Genomic DNA, 21,294 nt, shown 5'->3' with positions numbered 1-21,294 from the left:
TGGTCGGTCATGCCGATCCGAGCTCCTTGTCGATAAGTTCGAACATCTCGTTGTCGGACGCGACATCGAAGTCGGCGGCCGACTCGCCGTCCGCGTCCGCTGCGGGGCTGTTGCTCCCGCTGAGCAGCGCCCGCAGTCGGTTGCTGAGGTAACGCAGCCTCGGCTCGATGTCGGCGAGTTGGTCCGCATCGCTCGCCACGGTGATCAACAGGGCGTCGAGCCGCCGCAACTCCTCGTCGATGGGCGAGCGGCCCTTCTGCTCGGTGCCACCACCGACGTGCGTGAGCAGCAGTCGCGTGACCTCGATGGGGGTCGGGTAGTCGAAAACAAGGGTGGCCGGCAACCGCACTCCGGTGGCCTGAGTGAGCCGATTGCGGAGTTCGACCGCGGCGAGTGAGTCGAATCCGATGTCCTTGAAGGCTCTTCCGGCCTCGACCGCGGCGCCGGAAGCATGTCCGAGCACTGCTGCGACCTGCCCTTGCACCAATTCGAGAGCGACCTGTTCCCGATCGGCCGCCGACAGGCCCGCCAGCCGCTCGATGAGTGATCCGCCGGCTTCGGCGCGCCGTGCCGGTGTGCGCACCAGCCCGCGCAGCAGTGCGGGCAGCGTTCCCGCGCGTGCTTGGGTACGCAGCGTCGCGAAGTCCACCCGCAGGGGCACCAGCAACGCCGCGTCCACGCCGAGGGACTGGTCGAACAGCTCGAGTCCGAGCTCGGCGGACAACGCCCCGACGCCGGTCCGCTCCAGCCGAGCAAGATCGGTCTCGTCCAGCTCGCCGGTCATGCCGGTCTCGGCTGCCCACAGGCCCCATGCCAACGAGCTGGCAACCAGACCTTCGGCGCGCCGGGTAGCCGCGAGTGCGTCGAGAGCGGCGTTCGCCGCGGCGTAGTTCGCCTGCCCCGGAGTTCCCAATTGCGCTGCGGCAGAAGAGAACAGGATGAATGCCGACAACTCGTGCCCCGCGGTCAGCTCGTGCAGATGCCTGGCCGCGTCGATCTTGGGCCGCATCACCCTCGCCACCTGCTCCGGGGTGAGCGATTCGATCACGCCGTCATCGAGCAGACCCGCCGCGTGCACGACCGCGGTCAGCGGATGTTCCAGCGAATCCAGCAGCCCCGCAAGCTGATTCCGATCGGACACATCGCAGGCGACAACCCGCGCACTGGCACCGAGCGCGGCGAGGTCTGCGACCAATTCGGCGACACCATCGGCGTCGGGGCCACGGCGACTCAGCAGCAGCAACTGCTTGGCACCGTGCTTTCCGGCCAGATGTTTGGCGAACAGCGCGCCCAAACCGCCGGTGCCACCGGTGATCAGGATCGTCGCGTCCGGATCGAGCGGCGGCGGAACCGTCAACACGACCTTGCCGATATTGCGGCCCTCGCGGAGGAATCGGAACGCCGCACCGCCACGACGCACATCCCATGTCCTGATCGGCGCGGGCACGAGCACACCCCACTGGAACAGCCTGGTGATTTCCAGCAGCATCTCCTGGATCCGGTCCAGCCCCGCCGCCGACATCAGGTCGTAGGCGCGGTACCGCACCCCGGGATGCGCACGCGCGACCACCTCCGGATCGCGGATATCGGTCTTGCCCATCTCCAGGAATCGGCCGCCGCGCGGCATCACTTCCATTGTCGCGTCGACGAATTCACCGGCGAGCGAGTCGAGAACCACGTCGACACCTGCGCCGCCGGTCGCGTCGAGAAAGCGATCGCGGAAGCCGAGGTCCCGCGACGAGGCGATCCGATCCTCAGGAATCCCCAACGCGCGCAACACATCCCACTTCGACGGGCTCGCTGTCGCGAATACCTCCGCGCCGAAGTAGTCGGCAAGCTGCAACGCGGCCATCCCCACACCACCGGCGGCGGCGTGCACGAGCAGTCGCTCACCGTCGCGCAGGTCGGCGAGATCGACCAAGCCGTAGTAGGCGGTCAGGTACACCACCGGCACCGCCGCGGCCTCGGTGAACGAAAGGCAGGACGGCATCGGCACGATCGCCCGCCGGTCCGCTACCGCCACCGGCCCGAAGGACTCGGTGATCAGGCCCAGCACCCGATCGCCGGGTGCCAGATCGGTGACCTCCGAGCCGACTTCGAGGACGACACCCGCCGCCTCGCTGCCAAGCGGCGCCTCGCCCGGATACATGCCGAGCGCGATAAGTACGTCACGGAAGTTCAGGCCCGCGGCCCGAATTCCGATCCGCACCTCCCCGACGCCGAGCGGCCTGCCGCCGTCGGAGGGGACGATCGCCAGATCCTCCAGCGAACCCTTCCGGCCGATCGACAATCGCCACAACTCAGCACCGTGCGTCGCTTCCCCAGTGGCCGCGCTCCGTGCCGTCGGTGCCGCAGGCACCCGGCCCAATCGTGGCACCAGCAACCTACCGTCGCGCACCGCGAACTGCGGCTCGTCGAGGTCGAGCAGTGCGCTCCAGTCCGGATCGGGACTCTCATCGAGGTCGATCAGGACGAACCGGCCCGGGTGTTCGGATTGCGCGCTCCGCAGCAAACCCCACACCGGCGCGGACGCCACATCCGCCCCCTGTTCGCCGACGGCAATCGCGTTGCGGGTCAGCACGAGCAGCCGCGCCTCGGTCAGCCACTCGCTGGCCAGCCACCGCTGAACCAATTGCAGTGTCCGACTTGCGGTCACCAGTGCGTCCGTGGCCACATCGTCGGTCGGCGCCGCGGCCACGACGAGAACCGCGTCCGGAACCGCCGCGCCGTCCGCGAGCGCCTGTTCCAACATGTCCAGATCCGCGAAATGCGCACCAGCGGTCAGCAATCCGGCCGCGTCGCCGACAGCCGCGATCCGCGCCGAGCCGGGCGGGCCCGCCGTAACCGTCGTCCAATCGACCTGGAACAAGTTCGGCGCGCCGCGTTGCGCACTCGCCAGCTGCGTCTGTTCGACGGGGCGAACGGCGAGGGCATCGACGGAAACGACAGGCACGCCGGTCTCGTCGACCACCTCAATGCGCAGCGCGGACTCGCCCGCCGCACCGATCCGCGCCCGCGCCCTGGTGGCTCCCGTCCGGCCGAGTCGCACCTTCGACCAGGAAAACGGTAGATCCACCGACGATTCGGCGTCCTTGGTCAGCATCGCGCCGTGTAGCACGGCGTCGAACAACGCGGGATGGAGGCCGAAGCCCGCGCCGTCGGCATCCTCGGGCAACGCCACCTCGGCGTAGATTTCGCCGCCGCTGCGCCATGCCGCTTGGACACCTTGGAACAGGGGTCCATAGTCAAGGCCGATATCTGCCAGTCGGCTGTAGAGCGTGTCGACGGGGATCGGTTCGGCACCAGCAGGAGGCCACTGCGCCGGCCACGACGCCAACGACTCCCCCGCCACGGCCAGCGATCCACGCGCATGACAGACCGACTCGAATTGCTCATCGGTGGCACTGGATTCCGGACGCGAGAAGATCGCCACGTCCCGACGCCCCTCAGCATCAGCGCGACCCACCACCACCTGGATCTGACGCGCCGCCTCATCATCGAGAACCAATGGCGCCTCGATGATCAACTCATCAACGACCCCGCAACCCAACTCACCCCCGACGCACAACGCGAGCTCGACCAACGCCGCACCGGGCACCAGCACCATCCCGAACACCACATGATCACGGGTCCACGACTGCGTCTCCTGCGAGATCCGGCCAGTGAACACCCACTCATCACGATCACCAACCTGCACCGCCGCCACCAGGATCGGATGCTCAACCCGCACCTGCCCAGCAGCCCCAACATCACCACCCAAAGACGTCGGCGCCAACCAAAAACGTTCCCGCTGAAACGCATACGTCGGCAACCCCACCCGCTGCGCACCAGACCCGGCGAACAACACCGACCAATCCACACCAACACCCACAACATGCGCCTCAGCCAGCGACAACACAAAACGCTCGAAGCCACCCTCACCACGACGCAACGACCCGACAACGCCCACCCGCGCAGCCGCGTCGTGTGCCTGGATTGTTTCTTCCACCGCCAACGTCAACACCGGATGCGGGGAAACCTCCACAAAACAATCCACCCCACCATCAACCAAACCACGCACCGCGCCCTCGAAACCGACACGGCCACGCAAATTCGCGTACCAATACCCGGCGTTGAGTTGCGCGGTATCGATGTAGTCACCAACCGCGGTGGAGTAGAACGGAATACGTCCTGACACTGGAGCGATCGATCCTAAAAGCTCCAGCAATTCCGCTTCGATGGCCTCGACCTGCACCGAATGCGACGCGTAATCCACCGCGACCCGCCGCGCGCGGATCTCTTGGCCTTCACACCACACCAGCAACTCATCGAGTGCACCGGGCTCACCGGCAACCACTACCGCCGCAGGACCATTCACCGCCGCGACCGAAAGCCGCCCTGTATACGGGACAAGCAGTTCCTCGACCCGCTCTACTGGCAACGCCACCGACATCATCCCGCCGCCACCGGCCAAACGCTGCCCCACCAGACGACTACGCAACGCCACGACCCGTGCCGCGTCATCCAGAGACAACCCACCCGCCACATACGCAGCAGCGATCTCACCCTGCGAATGACCCACCACCGCAACCGGTTCCACACCATAAGAACGCCACAACCGAGCCAACGAGACCATCACCGCAAACAACGCGGGTTGGACCACATCCACCCGCTCCAACGACGGCACACCAGCCACTCCCCGCAGCACGTCTTCGAGCCGCCAATCCACATACCGTGACAAGGCTTCACCACAGGCAGCGATCTCCGCCGCGAACACCGGCGAGGCTTCCAACAACTCCACCGCCATCCCCACCCACTGCGCACCCTGCCCCGGAAACACAAACACCGCCTTAGGACCAACCACCCGCCCCTCGACAACATTCACCACCGGATCACCAACAGACAGCCCCGCCAACCCAGCCAACAACCCGCCACGATCAGACGCCACCACCACGGCGCGGTGCTCCAGGTTTGCCCGCGTCGTCGCCGCCGAGAAACCGACGTCCAATGACGAAACATTCGGCCGCGCAATCAAATACGCCCGCAAGCGATCGGCCTGATCCCGCAACGCCGAAGCACCCCGCGCCGACACCAGCACCGGCACCACACCGACCGGCCGCACCGACTGAACGTCAGCGGGCACCTCGACCGGTGCCTCCTCCACAATCACATGCGCGTTCGTGCCACTGACACCGAACGACGACACACCCGCACGCCGCGGCCGCTCCCGCGATGCCCGCCACGCCCGTGCCTCGGTCAGCAGCTCGACCCGCCCCGAATCCCAATCCACGTGCGGGGACGGCGAATCCACATGCAATGTCGCGGGCAACAGTTCGTGCTGCAAGGCAAGCACCATCTTGATCACACCCGCCATACCGGCCGCCGCCTGTGCGTGTCCGATATTCGACTTGATCGACCCGAGCCACAGCGGCTCGCCTACCCGCTCGCGGCCATACGTCGCCAGCAACGCGTGCGCCTCGATCGGATCACCCAGTTTGGTGCCGGTGCCATGACCTTCCACGGCGTCGATGTCAGCCGTTGTCAGGCCGGCGTTCGCCAAAGCCTGCCGAATCACCCGCTCCTGCGATGGACCGTTCGGCGCGGTCAGCCCGTTACTGGCGCCGTCCTGATTAACCGCGATGCCACGCACCACCGCAAGCACCCGATGACCGTTGCGCCGTGCGTCCGAAAGCCGTTCCAAGACAACAAGACCGGCACCTTCGCCCCAGCCGACGCCATCGGCCGCCGCCGCATAGGACTTACACCGACCGTCCGGAGACACCCCACGCTGACGACTGAACTCGACGAACACATTCGGTCTGGCCAGCACGGTGACACCGCCGACCAATGCCAGCGAACAGTCCCTGGACCGCAGCGCCTTACAGGCCGAATCCATTGCCACCAGGGACGAGGAGCACGCCGTATCCACCGTCACCGCAGGACCTTCGAACCCGAAGGTGTAGCTGATCCGACCCGACGCCACGCTGCCCGCCGACGAGATCGTGAGGTAGCCCTCGATCTCGGCGCTCTTAGCACTGCTACCAGCGACGAAGCCGTAATCCTGATACATCACACCGCAGAAAACGCCGGTATCGTTGCCGCGCAACGAGTTCGGATCGATGCCAGCGTCCTCGAACGCCTCCCATGCCCCCTCCAACAGCAACCGCTGCTGCGGATCCATCGCCGATGCCTCACGGGGGCCGACCCCGAAGAACTCCGCGTCGAACTCGGCGACCCGCTCGACGAACCCGCCCGCACGGGTATAGGAAGTGCCGGTACTGTCCGGGTCCGGGTCGTACAACCGCTCCAGATCCCAGCCGCGATCGGTGGGGAACTCCGAGGTCCCGATGCGTCCTTCGGTGACCAGCTCCCACAGCTCCTCCGGCGTGCTCACCCCGCCCGGAAATCGACAGCTCATTCCGACGATCGCCAGCGGTTCACTGGCCCGCTCCTCGAAATCCTTTAGCTTCGACCGTGTTTCGTTGAGATCAACGGCTACTCGCTTCAGCGACTCGATGAGCCGCTGCTGCGTGTCGTTGCTATCCACACTCATTGCACTGTGCTCCTGGGTAGTCCGGCCTCGCCGGTGCGCTCGTCATGCCTCGCCGAACTCGGCGTCGATCAGCTGCAAGATCTCTGTTGCGGAGGTGGCGGCCTCGATCTGGGTCCGGCTGCTACTCGGCTGGCCGTTGTCGGTGCATACGGCGAGCAACGTGCGCAGCCGTCCGGCCACGCGTTGCTTCTCGCCGAACTCCACTGCGGCGAGCAGGTTTTCGAGTTTGGTCAGTTCCTGATCGAGTAACGGCTCGTCGGCGCTGCCCGCGACCTCGGCGAGCAGCAGCGCGGTGACCGCCGCGGTGGTGGGGTAATCGAAGACCAGGGTCGACGGCAGCCGCACACCGGTGACCTGAGTCAATCTGTTGCGCAACTCGACCGCGCCGAGCGAGTCGAAGCCGAGCTCCTGAAACGCCCGTGCCGGGTCGATCGAGCCGGGCGATGGGTGGCCGAGGACCGCCGCGACCTGGGCCTGCACCAGCTGGAGCACAATACGTTCGCGTTCAGCCGCCGGGACCGACTCGATCCGCTGTACCAGCGACCCGCCCGCTTCGGCGCGGCGGGCCGGCGCGGGTACCAGCCCGCGCATCAGCGCCTGCAGGTTGCCCGCCCGCGCCTGTTCTCGCAATGCGGCTGGATCCAGCCACACCGGCACCAGCAACGGCGCGTCCAGCGCGAGCGTCAGGTCGAACAACTCCAGCCCGAGTTCGACCGGCAATGCACGGACGCCGATCCGTTCCAGCCGCGCGACCTCGGTCTCCGCGAGTCCGCCCGCCATGCCGGAAGTGTTCGCCCACAGCCCCCACGCCAGCGAATTACCGACCAACCCCTCAGCTCTGCGCTTGTGCGCCAACGCATCCAAGGCCGCATTCGCCGCCGCGTAATTCGCCTGACCGGGGCTACCGATCAACGCGGCCACCGAGGAGAACAACACGAACGCCGACAACTCCATGCCCGCGGTCAACTCGTGCAGATGCCACGCCGCATCCACCTTCGGACGCATCACCCGCGCCAACTGCTCCAGTGAAAGCGACTCCACCACACCGTCATCCAGAACACCCGCCGCATGCACCACCGCAGTCAACGGGCGCTCCAACGAATCCAACAGCCCCGCAAGCTGACCCCGATCACCAACATCACACGCCTCGACCCGCGCCCGCGCACCCAACGCCGCCAGATCAGCGACCAACTCCGGCACGCCCTCGGCTTCAAGGCCACGCCGACTCACCAGCAACAGCTGTTTGACCCCGTACCGCTCAACCAAATGCCGCGCGAACAACGCACCCAAACCCCCGGTGCCACCGGTGATCAGGACGGTTCCGTCCGGGTCGAGTACTGCTGTCGCATTCGATGCCGCGGTATCGGCCCGTACCAGGCGCGGCGCGAGCAGGCGGCCGCCACGCACCGCGAGCTGTGGCTCATCGAGGTCGAGCAACGACTGCCACGCGGGCTCGCCGTGCTGCTCGAGGTCGACGAGCACGAACCGATCCGGGTGTTCGGATTGCGCGCTGCGCAGCAGACCCCACACCGGCGCCTGCACCGGGTCCGGCGCTTCGCCGCCAACAGCTACCGCATGGCGGGTCACCACCACCAACCGCGTCTCGCCGAGCCATTCACTCGCCAGCCAGCGCTGTACCAACTCCAGCGCCCGCTCGGCGGCCGCCCGTGCGGCCGCCGCCATGTCGGCCGGGGGCACCGAGACCTCGATCGCGGCGAGCACCGCATTCGGCACGACCGCACCGGCGGCGAGGGCGCGCTCGAGGGCGTCCAGATCGGCGAAGCGCTCGCCCTGGGCCGCCAGTTCACCGAGGACGGCAATTCGCGCGGCTTTCGACAGCCCTGGAACGACTGTGGCCCAATCTATTTGGAACAGCGAACGGTGCGCGCCCCGCTTGGCGCCGTCCAGGTCGGCTGGCTCCACCTGACGGAGGACCAGCTGGTCGACGCTCACCACCGGTTCGCCGTGCTCGCCGACGATATCGATCCGCACGACGTTGTCGCCCGCCGATGCGATCCGCACCCGCGCCCTGGTGAGGCCGGTCTGCCCGATCCGCACTCCCGACCACGAAAATGGCAGGGCCACCGGCGAACCAGCGTCCGTGTCCAGCAGGACACCGTGCAGTGCGGCGTCGAACAGCGCGGGGTGGATACCGAACCCTTCGCCGCCGACAGGTACATCCAGGTCTTCGGGTAGTACGACCTCGGCGTAGATCTCGGCCCCGACCCGCCACGCCGCCCGCAGGCCGCGGAAGGCTTGACCGTAGTCGTAGCCTGCCTCGGCCAACTGCGCATAGAATCCCGCCACCGAGATCGGCGTCGCTCCCTCCGGCGGCCACTCGATCGGCAACCACGACGGCGCGACCGCCGCTTCCGCAGCGGCGAGCCAGCCGCGCGCGTGACACGTCGCTTCGGGCTGTTCATCAGCCCCGTCGGTTTCCGGTCGGGTGTAGATCGCCAGGCCACGACGCCCTTCCGGATCAGGCTGCCCGACCGTGATCTGAACCTGCAGTGCCACACTCTCTTCCAGCACAAGCGGCGCCTCGAGCACCAGCTCATCGAGCACCGGACTGCCGCTACGGCGACCCGCGGCCAACGCCAACTCGACCAACGCCGTACCCGGCGCGAGCACCGCGCCGAGCACCACGTGATCACCTGTCCACGGCTGGGTTTCAGTGGACAACCGACCGGTCAACATCCACTCGTCACGATCGCCAACCCGCACCGCCCCCACCAGAATCGGATGTTCCACGGGCGCCAACCCGGCCGCCGCCGCACCCGCGGCCCCAGTACTCGGGGTCAGCCAATACCGTTGCCGCTGAAACGCATACGTCGGCAACTCGACCCGCCGCGCACCAGTACCGGCATAAAACCCCGACCAGTCCACTGGCATACCGGCGATCTGAACCTGGCCAAGGAAGCCGGCGAAAGCCGCCGAATCGGAAACCCGCGCACGCAACGCCGAAGCCAGCACCACATCCTCGTGCTCGTCCAGACAGTGGCGCACCATCGCGGTCAACACCGCTTCGGGGCCTAGTTCCAGGAACTTTCGGACACCCAGCGCATACAGAGTCTGCACACCATCGGCAAACCGCACCGCCTCGCGCACATGCCTGACCCAATACTCAGCATCGGTCAACTCCGAAACCACCAGCTCGCCGGTCACATTCGACACCACCGGAATCCCCGGCTCATCGAACCGCAGACCACTGACCACCTTCCGGAACTCAGCAAGCATCGGCTCCATCCGCGGCGAATGAAACGCATGCGACACCCGCAACCGAGAGGTCTTACGATCCACCCATCGCGGCAGCCACTCCTCCACCGCCTCGGCGTCCCCCGAAACCACCACCGCCCGCGGACCATTCACCGCAGCAATCGCCAACCGACCCACAAACCCGGTCAACGACTCGGCCACTTCCGCCTCACTCGCCGCCACCGCGACCATCGCACCACCAGCAGGCAACGCACCCATCAACCGACCACGCGCCACCACCAACGCACACGCATCAGCAAGCGACAACACCCCCGCCACATGAGCCGCCACGATCTCACCGACCGAATGACCGATCACGAAATCCGGACGTATACCCAGCGATTCGACCAACCGGAACAACGCAACCTCGACCGCGAACAACGCGACCTGCGTGAACTCCGTCGCATCCAACAACGCGGCATCACCGGACTCTTCTGGCGCACTAAGCAACTCACGCAACGACCGACCAAGCAGTGGCTCCGCCTCTGCACACACTTCATCCAAGACTTCAGCGAACCGCGGGAAGGCCTCAGCCAACTCAGCACCCATCCGCGCCCGCTGCGCACCCTGACCCGTAAACAAGAACGCCGTCTTCCCACCAACCGGCGAACCCTCCACCACACCAACCACGGGCTCACCCGTAGCCAAACCAGCCAACCGAGCCAACAACTCATCTCGATCCGAAGCAACCACCACAGCCCGATGCTCCAACTGAGCCCGCGACGTCACCTCCGCGAAACCCACATCGAACAACGAGACCTCCGGCCGCGCAAACAGATACGCCCGCAACCGATCAGCCTGACCACGCAACGCCGCGACGCTTCGAGCCGAAACCAGCACCGGCACAGCACCAACCGGCCGCACCGATGAAACCTCGGCGGGCACCGCGACCGGCGCCTCCTCCACAATCACGTGCGCATTCGTGCCACTGATCCCGAACGACGACACCCCGGCCCGACGCGGCCGCTCCGAAGCACGCCACGGCCGCGCCTCGGTCAACAGCTCGACCGCACCCGAATCCCAATCCACGTGCGGCGACGGCGAATCCACATGCAACGTGCGCGGCAGCAGCTCATGCCGCATCGCCAGCACCATCTTGATCACACCCGCCACGCCAGCGGCCGCCTGGGTGTGCCCGATATTGGATTTGATCGTCCCGAGCCAGAGCGGGTTGTCCCGGCCCTGGCCGTAGGTGGCCAGCAGTGCCTCTGCCTCGATCGGGTCGCCCAATGTGGTGCCCGTGCCGTGCCCCTCGACCACATCCACATCCGCCGGGGTCAGCCTGGCGTTCGCCAAGGCCTGCCGGATCACCCGCTCCTGCGACGGGCCGTTGGGGGCGGTCAAACCGTTGCTCGCGCCATCCTGGTTCACCGCGCTGCCGCGCACCAGCGCGAGCACCCGGTGCCCATTGCGTTCGGCGTCGGAAAGCCGTTCCAGCACAAGGAGGCCGACGCCCTCACCCCAGGCGACGCCATCGGCGGCCGCCGCATAAGCCTTGCAGCGCCCGTCCGGGGACAGTGCCCGCTGCCTGCTGAATTCGATGAACGGGTTGGGGCGCGCCATCACCGTCGCGCCGCCGACCAGGGCCAGCGAGCAGTCGCGGGCGTGCAGCGCCTTTGCCGCCGAATCAATGGCGACCAGCGATGCCGAACACGCCGTGTCGACGGTGACCGCCGGACCCTCCAGTCCGAAGGCAAAGCTGATCCGCCCCGAGGCCACACTCGGCGCCGAGGCGATGGTCAGATATCCCTCGATCTCCGTGCGCCGCGCGCTCTCACCCGCCACGTACTGGTAGTCGGAGTACATCACCCCGCAGAAGACGCCGGTATCGGTGCCGCGCAACGTGATCGGGTCGATTCCCGCGTCCTCGAACGCCTCCCAGGCCGCCTCGAGCAGTAACCGCTGCTGCGGGTCCATCACCAGCGCCTCGCGCGGGCTCACCCCGAAGAACTCGGCGTCGAAATCGGCCATACCGTCCAGGAACCCGCCGCCGCGGGTATAGGCGGTGCCGGGATGATCGGGGTCCGAGTTGTACATGCCCGCGATATCCCAGCCGCGGTCGGCCGGGAACGCGCTGGTGCCAATTCGCTCCTGCGCGACCAGCTCCCACAATTCTTCCGGCGAGCCGATGCCACCCGGGTATCGGCAGCTCATCCCGACGATGGCCAGCGGTTCGCTGATTCGGTCGACGAGCTGCTGATTCTCGCGGCGCAACCGCTCCGATTCCTTGAGCGACCTGCGCAGCGCCCCGACGACGTCCGGTTTCTCGACGGCCATGCGTGTTCCTCCATGTCCTTGCACGCCAATGTCCAAAGCCCGGGTCGCCATCAGTGCGGCAACCGTCGGGCCGAACTCTTGGAAGAGCACCGGGCCGCGGCGGCAGATACACCCGGTGTCGTTGCTGCACAAGAGTTCTCGCCGGATCCAGTCAGTGCCAGCAGCAGGTGGCGGCCGCGCAACCGTGGTCGATCCAGGTTGCGCGGCCGCGGATGAGGCATGGGTGCGCCGTCAGTCGCTGAAGGCCCGGTCGATCAGGTCGTCGAGATCGAGCGAGTCGATCTCGTCGTCCAGTTCGGAGACCGCTTCCTCGATGTCGGAGCCGCCGGGGGCGGGCTCGGCCGGAAACAGCAACTCGCGCAACCGCTCGGCGAGTGCGGCGGTGGTCGGATAGTTGAAGATCACGGTGGCCGGGATCTGTACGCCGGTGTCCTGCTTGACCTGGTTGCGGAACTCCACCCCACTGAGCGAGTCGAAGCCGATCTCTTTGAACGTCAGCTCGGCGTCGATCTCATCGGGGTCCGGGTAGTCGAGCACGGTCGCCGCGATCGAGCGAAGCAGCTCGATCAGCCGCTCCCGCTGCTCGTCGGCTGACAGCCCGGCCAGTTCGTCGGCGAGGCCCGGCGTAGCGGCCGGTTCCACCGGCGGCACCGCCGGAACCAGTGCCCGCAGCACGGCGGGGACCCGCTCCCCGATCCGCAGCGCGGCCCGATCCAACAGCACCGGCACGAGGATCGCCGCCTCGTCCCGCAGTGCGGCATCGAATAGTGCCGTGCCCGTTTCCGCGGGCAATGGCACCATCCCCATGCGGCGGAATCGGGCAAGCGCCACCTCATCCAGTTCCGCAGCCATACCGAGTTCCCAAGGGCCCCAAGCCAACGCACGCCCGGGCAGCCCCTCGGCCCGGCGATGCGCGGCCAGCGCGTCGAGGAAGCTGTTTGCGGCGCCGTAGTTGGCCTGGCCCGCATTGCCCGCGGTGCCGACGATCGAGGAGTACAGCACGAACTCCGCCAGCGGCAGTTCCTTGGTCAGTTCGTGCAGGTGCCAGGCGGCATCGACCTTCGGCGCGAACACCCGGTCCAGCTGTCCGGTGCGCATGGTTTCCACGCCGCCGTCGTCGAGCACTCCGGCCAGGTGCACGACCGCGGTCAGCGGTGCGTGCGTGGGGATTTCGGCGATCCGCTCGGCCAACGCCGCGGCGTCGGACACGTCGCAGGCCGCCTGGGTGACCTCGGCACCGAGCGCGGTCAGCTCGGCCGCCAGCTCCGCCGCGCCGGGCGCCTCGGCGCCGCGGCGGCTGAGCAACAGCAGCCGCCGCACCCCGTGCTCGGCGACCAGGTGCCTGGCGAACAGGGCACCGAGCGCGCCCGTGGCGCCGGTCAGCAATACCGTGCCGTCCGGGTTCCAGCGCGACGGGCGACCGGCGGCGGCCGCCGGGGCCAGCCGCGGCACCTGCGCCACCCCGGCCCGGATGGCCAGCTGTGGTTCGCCCGCCGGATCGACAGTGGCGAGCAGCCGCAGCGATTCGTCGCGTCCGTCGGTGTCGACCAGCACGAACCGGTCCGGATGCTCGGACTGCACCGAGCGCACCAAACCCCACACCGGGGCGAGCACGAGATCGGGCGACTCCTCGGCGGAGACCGCGACCGCGCGCCGGGTGGCGATGATCAGTGGTGCCGCGGCGGCGGGGTCGGCCAGACGCTGCTGCACCAGTTCGAGGACCTGCCGTGCGACCGCTCGCGCGGCACGGGGCACCGTGCCGGAACCCTTTGTGACATAAACGATCTCGGGCTTCTGTCCGGCCGGTGCCGCACCGACGGGCACGGTCGGCCAGTCGATGCGATACAGCCCGTCGGTGCCGCCGCGCAGCTGCCCGGCGGTGGCTGGCATCAGTGCCAGCGATTCGACGGTGAGCACCGGCGCACCGTCCGGCGTGGTGATGGACAGCGCGACCTCGGCCGGGCCGGTCCGCGCGCAACGCACCCGCACCCGAGTTCCGGCCGGTGCGGTGGCGCCGATACCCGTCCAGGCGTAGGGCAGCAGCACTTCGTCCGGATCGGTGCCGGTGAGCAGGGTGAGCATCGGGTGCAATGCGGCATCGAACAACGCCGGGTGCAGGGCGAAGGCACCGGCGGAAACGGCTGCGGGCAACTCGATTTCGCCGAACACCTCGTCTTCGGCTCGCCACAGCGACTGGAGGCCGCGGAAGGCTGGCCCGTACTCGTAGCCGCGTTCGACCAGGCCGGGATAGAAATCGTCCAGGTCGACCGGTTCGGCATAGCGCGGCGGCCACTCGGGGGCGTCCGGCGTAGACACCGGTCGATCGGTCAGCCAGCCCGTCGCATGCCTGGTCCATTCGCCGGTCGAACCGTCGGCAGGGCGGCTGTACACATCGATGGCACGGCGGCTCGATTCCGTTGCGGCACCGCCATTTTCCGGTCCAACGAGCAGTTGCAGCACGACCGCGTCCGCGGTCAGCGCGAGCGGTGCGTGCAGCGTCAGCTCCTCGACGGCCACCGCACCGGTGGTCTCGGCCACCGCACGCAGGGCCAATTCCACGAAGGCGGCGCCGGGGAGCACCGGCGTCCCGAAGATGGTGTGCTCGGTAAGCCACGGGTGGTCGGCGATGGCGAACCGGCCGGTGAACACGCGTTGTCCGCTGTCGGCCAGGTCGGTGGCGGCGCCGAGGAACGGATGGGTCACCGCGGCCAGCCCCGTGCCGGACAGGTCACCGGACGCCGACACCGCCCGCACCCAGTACCGCTGATGGTCGAAGGCGTAGGTCGGTAGCCGCACCGGACGTCCCGGCCGCTGCGCCATGCCCGGTAGGGCAGCCAACGCGACCGGCACTCCCGCCACCTGCAGCCGTGCCAAAGCCTCTGTTACACAACGTGTCTCGGACCGGTTGCGGCGCAGCAGCGGGACCGCGACCGTGCCCTCGGTATCCGCGAGGGTCTCGGCGGCCATACCGGTGAGTACCGCATCCGGCCCGGCCTCGACCAGCACCTGCGCCCCGGCCGCCACCGCGGCGCGCACGCCGTCGGCGAAGCGGACCGTCGCCCGCACGTGCCGCACCCAGTACTTCGGCTGCTGCAGTTCGCCCGGCTCGGCCAGGCGCCCGGTCACATTGGACACCATCGGCAGCTGCGCCGGCGCGTAGTCGACCGTCTCGGCCACCGCGAGGAACTCGGCGAGCATCGGTTCCATCAGCGGCGAGTGAAAGGCGTGCGAAACCCGCAGCCGACTCGTCTTGCGGCCCTGCCCGGCCAGCTCCGCCGCGGCCTCGACGGTCGCCGCCTCGACACCGGACAGCACGGTCGCTATCGGCCCGTTGAGCGCCGCGATCGATACCTGATCGGCGGTGCCGCCCAGGATCTCGCGGACCTCGTCCTCGTCGGCCTCGACCGCGATCATCGCCCCGCCGCGCGGCAACGCCTGCATCAACCGACCGCGCGCGGTCACCAGCCGCGCCGCGTCCGCGAGCGAGAACACCCCCGCCACGTGTGCGGCGGCCAGTTCCCCGATGGAATGTCCGATCAGCACGGCGGGCTCGACCCCGAACGATTCCAGCAGCCGGTAGGCCGCCACTTCGAAGGCGAACAGCGCGGGCTGGGTCAGCGACGTCTCATCGAGCAACCCGGCCGATTCGGACTCGGCCGCGGCCGCCACCACCGTGTCGAGCGGCTGCTCGAGCAGCGGGTCCAGTTCGGCGCAGACCGCTGCCCAGGCGGCGGCGAACACCGGAAACCGCTGCGCCAGTTCGACACCCATGCCGAGGCGCTGACTGCCCTGGCCGGAGAACAGCACGCCGACGCCGGGCGCGGTCTGCGCGCTGCCGGTGACGACACCGGCGGCCCGCTCGCCGCGGGCCAGCGCGCTCAGCCCGGCCAACAGCTCGGCCCGGTCCCGCCCGAGCACAACGGCTCGCTGCTCGAAGCGGGTGCGCCCAAACAACGCGGCCGCCACATCGGCCGGATCCGCCGCGACATCCGCGCTCAGCGCGTCGTGTAACCGGGTCGCTTGCGCGGCCAAGGTCCGCGCGGTGCGCGCCGTCACCACCCATGGCAGCACTGCCTTGGCTGAATCATCTTCTGCCGCAAGGACATCGGCAGCATGATCGACGACGGGCAGCAGGTCACCCTGCTCCAGGATCACGTGGGCGTTGGTGCCGCTGATGCCGAACGAGGAGATCGCCACCCGACGGGGACGGTCGTGCTCCGGCCACGGGCGCTGCTCGGTCAGCAGCCGCACCGCGCCCGCGGCCCAGTCGATCCGATCGGACGCTTCCTCGGCATGCAGGGTGCGCGGCAGCACACCGTGCCGCATCGCCATGATCATCTTGATCATTCCGGCCACCCCGGCGGCGGCCTGGGCGTGGCCGATATTGGATTTCAGCGAGCCGAGCCACAGTGGTTCGGTGCGATCGCGGCCGTAGGTGGCCAGCAGCGCCTGCGCCTCGATCGGGTCGCCGAGGCTGGTGCCGGTGCCGTGCGCTTCGACCGCGTCCACGTCGGCGGGGGCCAGGCCGGCGCCGGTCAGCGCGGCCCGGATCACCCGCTCCTGGGCCGGGCCGTTCGGCGCGGTCAGCCCGTTGGACTCACCGTCCTGGTTGATCGCGGAGCCGCGCAGCACCGCGAGCACCTGATGCCCGTTGCGGCGCGCGTCCGACAGGCGTTCCAGCACAACCACACCCACGCCCTCGGACCAGCCGGTCCCGTCGGCGTCGGCGGCGAAGGCCTTGCAGCGGCCGTCCGCGGCCAGGCCGCCCTGCCTGGCGAACTCGACGAACATGCCTGGCGTCGACATCACCGTCACGCCACCCGCCAGGGCCAGCGTGCAGTCGCCGGCGCGCAGCGCCTGCGCCGCGAGATGCAGCGCGACCAGCGACGACGAGCAGGCCGTATCCACCGTCACCGCAGCGCCTTCGAAGCCGAAGCTGTAGGCGACGCGGCCGGAGATCACGCTGTTCGCGGTACCGGTGAGCGCATGCCCGCCGAGCGCCTCCGGCACGTCGTCGAGCCGAGGTAGATAGTCCTGCGGCATCGCACCCAGGTAGACCGCGGTCCGGCTGCGCCGCAGCGCGGCCGGATCCTGTCCGGCATGTTCGAGCGCCTCCCAGGCGACCTCGAGCACCAGTCGCTGCTGCGGATCCATCGTCTGTGCCTCACGCGGGCTGATCCGGAAGAATCCGGCGTCGAAATCGCCTGCACCGGAGAGGAATCCACCGACCTGCGCGAAGTTCGCGGCGGGCAGCGGCGGCCAGCCCCTGTCGTCCGGGAATGCCGCGACGGCGTCGACGCCGTCGGCGACCAGTGCCCACAGCTGTTCGGGATCACTCACGCCGCCGGGCAACCGGCAGCTCATCCCGACGATCGCGATCGGGTCGTCGGCCACCGATGCCGCTGTGCCGGAACCGGATTCCACCTCGGCCTCGGATTCGCCGCCGAGTTCGGCGCGCAGATGGGCCACCACGGCGGTCGGCGTCGGATGGTCGAACAGCAGCGAGCTCGGCGCGCGCAGGCCGGTCGCGGTGTTGAGCCGGTTGCGCAGTTCCACCGCGGTGACCGAGTCGAAACCTTGTTCCTTGAAGGTGCGTTCGGCCTCGATCGCGGCGGGGTCGGCGTGCCCGAGCACGGCCGCGGCCTGGGCGCGCACCAGCCGCCACAACTCCGAGGTGGACGGTACCTCGGTCGCGGCGTCGCCAGCCTCGTGCTCAGGGGCCGAGCGTACGGCACCGCGCACCGGGCGGGTTGTCCGTTCCGGCGCCACCGGTGCGGCACCACCGCCCACCCAGTGCGGCGACCGCTGGAATGCGTAGGTGGGCAACGCGATCGGCTGACCGCCGGGCAGTAGCGCCGCCAGATCCACCGGCACCCCGGCGGCATACAGCTCGGCCAGCGAGGTCAGCAGCCGCAGCAGTTCGGGCTCGTCGCGACGCAGGGTGCCCTGCACGACCGCGTCCTCGACGGTGTCCCCGATCGGTCCTGTCAGCACCGGATGCGGGCTAACCTCGAGGAAGACCGAATGGCCTGCCGCACCCAGTGCCGCAACGGTTTCCGCGAGCCGCACCGGCTGCCGCAGATTCCGGTACCAGTACTCGGCGTCGAGTTCTGCCGGATCGAGGCGGCCGCCGGTGACCGTCGAGTAGAAGGCGATCCCACTGTCGGTCGCGGTGCTCGCGACCTCGACCGCGAGCACCGCGTCCCGGATCGACTCGACCTGCGCCGAGTGGGAGGCGTAGTCGATCGGGATGAGTCGGGCCCACACGCCCCGCGCCGTCGTCTCGGCAACGACCGCGTGCACCGCGTCCACCTCGCCGGAGATCACCACCGCCCGTGGGCCGTTGATCCCGCCGATCGAAACCCGGTCGGTGTCCACCTCGGCGACGGGCAGTGCCAGCGACGCCATCGCGCCGCGCCCCGCCAGCCCGACGGCGATGGCGCGGCTGCGGCCGACCGACAGCCGCAGGCCGTCGGCCAGCGAGATCAGTCCCGCGGCACAGGCAGCCGCCATCTCGCCCTGCGAATGTCCGACCACCGCGTCCGGCACGACCCCGGCGGCCCGCCACACCTGCGCCAGCGACACCATCACCGCGAACAGCGCTGGCTGCACCACATCGACCCTGGCCAGCGCGGCCTCGTCGCCGAGCGCCTCGCGCAGCGACCAGTCGACCAATCCGGTGAGTTCCCGCTCGCACTCGTCCATCCAGGCCGCGAACACCGGCAGGCTGTCCCACAGTCCGAGCGCCATGCCGAGCCACTGCGGGCCCTGGCCGGGAAATACCATCACCACCCCGGTGCGCGTGCTCGCGACGCCGGTGACGGTGTTCGGCGCGGGCTCACCGTCGGCCAGGGCGGCGAGCCCGGCCCGCAGCTCGGCGTGATCGGCGGCGAGCACAACGCCGCGATGCTCCAGCTCCGCGCGGGTGGTCAGCGTCGAGTAGGCGAGATCGGGCAGCGCGATGCCGGGGCGCTCGGTGACCCACTCGTGCAACCGCGCGGCCTGGGCGCGCAACGCCGCCGCGGATCGACCGGAGACCAGCACCGGAACCACTTGCGGTGCAACGTCGTTCACCTTCGGTGCCGACTCCACCGGCGCGGCCCCGACCACGAGGTGGCAGTTGGCGCCACCGATGCCGAACGAGCTCACCCCCGCCACCCGCGGCCCCGCCGGCCACGGCGTCGTTGCGGTGTTGACCCGAAGTCTCCACTCGTCCATCGGAATCGCCGGATTCGGCGCGGCATAGTTCAGGCTGGCTGGCAGCACCCCGTGCCGCAGCGACAGCGCCACCTTGATCAGGCCCGCGACACCGGCCGCGGCGTCGAGGTGTCCGATATTGGTCTTCACCGAACCGACCAGCAGCGGCCGGTCGGCATCGCGACCGGCGCCGAAGACCGCGCCGAGTGCTCGAGCCTCCACCGGGTCGCCCGCGCGCGTGCCGGTGCCGTGCAGCTCGACATAGCCGACCTCGCCGGGCGCCACCCCGGCCCGCGCGTACGCCTGCGCCAGCGCGGCCTGCTGGGCCGCGGCGTCGGGGACGGTCAGTGCCTGCCCGTCGCCGTCGTGATTGACCGCGCCGCCGAGCAGCACACAGTAGATCGGGTCGCCGTCGGCGACGGCATCGTCGAGCCGCTTGAGCACGACAACCCCGGCACCCTCGCCACGCACAAAGCCGTTGGCCCGAGCGTCGAAGGTGTAACTGATCCCGTCCGGGGACAGCGCGCCCGCGCGAGCGAACGCCAAGGTGCTCTCCGGCATCAGATTCAGGTGCACGCCACCGGCCAGCGCGATCCTGGCATCCCCGGACAGCAGGCTCTGGCTCGCCAGATACACGGCAACCAGGGACGACGACTGCGCCGTGTCGACGGTGACGCTCGGGCCGTGGAAGCCGAACCGGTGCGAGACGCGGTTGGCGATCACCCCGCGCCACAGCCCGGTCAGCGAATGATGCGACACCGCGTCGCCGCCGTGGCTGGCCACAAGCGCCGCGTAGTCGTCGCTGGTGGCGCCGAGGAAGACCGCGGTGTCGCTGCCGCGCAGGCGAACCGGCGCGATCCTGGCGTCTTCCAGTGCCTCCCAGCTCAATTCGAGGGCGAGGCGCTGGCGCGGATCCATCGCGGCCGCCTCCCTCGGGGAGATGTCGAAGAATCCGGCATCGAATTCGCTTACCCGATCCAGCAATCCGGCCCGACGGAACTGGGCGAGCTCGGCGGTCTCGGCCTGCCACCGGTCATCGGTGATCGCGGTGATCGCGTCGGTACCGTCGCACAGCATCCGCCAGAAAGCCCGCGGGTCATCGGCACCGGGCACCCGGCAGGACAATCCGATGATCGCGACGGCCGCTCGGCCCGTCTCACCGGGCCGCCGCCCGCGTTCGTTGTCGCCCATCACGTTCCAGACCTCCTGGCCACAGCTATCACGTCCTTAGCAGGAGCCCCGAGCACCACATCCGGATACGGTCGGCCGCAACCGATTCCAGCGATCAGGTCGGCACGGTCGTCGCCGGCGTAGGCCGCCCGCAACAAGGCCTGTTGCGTGGCGGTGTCCGGCACGGTCGGGGTCGCGCCGTCGCACCCGGACATGCTGCCGACCAGCACGTAGTACACGACGTCCCCGTCGGCGACCGCATCGGCCAGCCGTTTCAGCACGGCAACGCCCGCGCTGCCGTTGGCCACGCCGAGCATGCGCTCCAGCGCCGGGTCAAGATGGACGCCGTCGGCGAGCACCAGCCGCGCCGCCCCCGAACGCAGGCTCTGATACGCCAGGCCCAAGGCTTGGTCGCCACCGAGGAACATCGCGGTCTCGGTACCGCGCAGCGCCTCCGGCGACATACCGGCGTCTTGCAGTGCCGCCAAGCCCAATTCGACAACCAGCCGCCGACCCGGATCCAGCGCGGCCAGCTCCGGCGCGGACGTACCCGACGTCGCCGCGGCGAACTCGCCTGCGCCGTAACTCCCTCCGTCCCTGGCCCGCTGATCTCGCGGCGTCGGCCACGGCGCGTGCGGCAGCGGCGGGATCGCGTCCGCGACCTCGCTCAGCACCTCCCAGAAGGCATCGGGGTCGTCCGCACCGGGCAGCCAGCACGCCAGCCCGATCACCGCCACCGCGGCGCAACACTTTTCCGCGGTGCGCCGCTCGAGTAAGTTGTCCCCCATTGGTCAAGACCTCCCTGGCCGTAGATATGCCGTTGAGATCGAGAGCCCGGTCGGCGAAACCTGGATACAGCGGGT

General features: G+C 69.0%; 4 protein-coding genes. All 4 read right to left on the bottom strand.

Annotation, left to right across the window (positions count from 1 at the left end; translation table 11 throughout):
- Positions 1 to 7 precede the first annotated feature (7 nt).
- The 4 genes from OG203_RS43245 to OG203_RS43230 all read right to left on the bottom strand — a co-directional run bounded on the left by OG203_RS43245 (position 8) and on the right by OG203_RS43230 (position 21,219).
- Entirely contained in the window at positions 8 to 6,532 is a 6,525-nt protein-coding gene (locus OG203_RS43245) for an SDR family NAD(P)-dependent oxidoreductase (protein WP_405162984.1), read from the bottom strand.
- Between the two features lie 42 nt (positions 6,533 to 6,574).
- Positions 6,575 to 12,064, bottom strand: a complete 5,490-nt coding sequence (locus tag OG203_RS43240; protein ID WP_405162983.1) for an SDR family NAD(P)-dependent oxidoreductase — start codon at positions 12,062 to 12,064, stop codon at positions 6,575 to 6,577.
- A gap of 231 nt (positions 12,065 to 12,295) precedes the next feature.
- Positions 12,296 to 20,452 carry a type I polyketide synthase gene (locus tag OG203_RS43235; RefSeq protein WP_405162982.1) on the bottom strand — a complete coding sequence of 2,719 codons (8,157 nt, stop codon included), beginning with the start codon at positions 20,450 to 20,452 and terminating at the stop codon, positions 12,296 to 12,298.
- On the bottom strand, positions 20,452 to 21,219 hold the full coding sequence (locus tag OG203_RS43230; protein WP_405162981.1) for a beta-ketoacyl synthase N-terminal-like domain-containing protein: 768 nt from the start codon (positions 21,217 to 21,219) through the stop codon (positions 20,452 to 20,454). The genes OG203_RS43235 and OG203_RS43230 overlap by 1 nt, the downstream gene beginning before the upstream one ends.
- Positions 21,220 to 21,294 lie beyond the last annotated feature (75 nt).

This window comes from Nocardia sp. NBC_01499, assembly GCF_045040275.1.
Classification (GTDB): Bacteria; Actinomycetota; Actinomycetes; order Mycobacteriales; family Mycobacteriaceae; genus Nocardia.
Note: the sequence above shows the minus strand (reverse complement) of the source record. Positions and strands in the feature narration are given on the sequence as shown.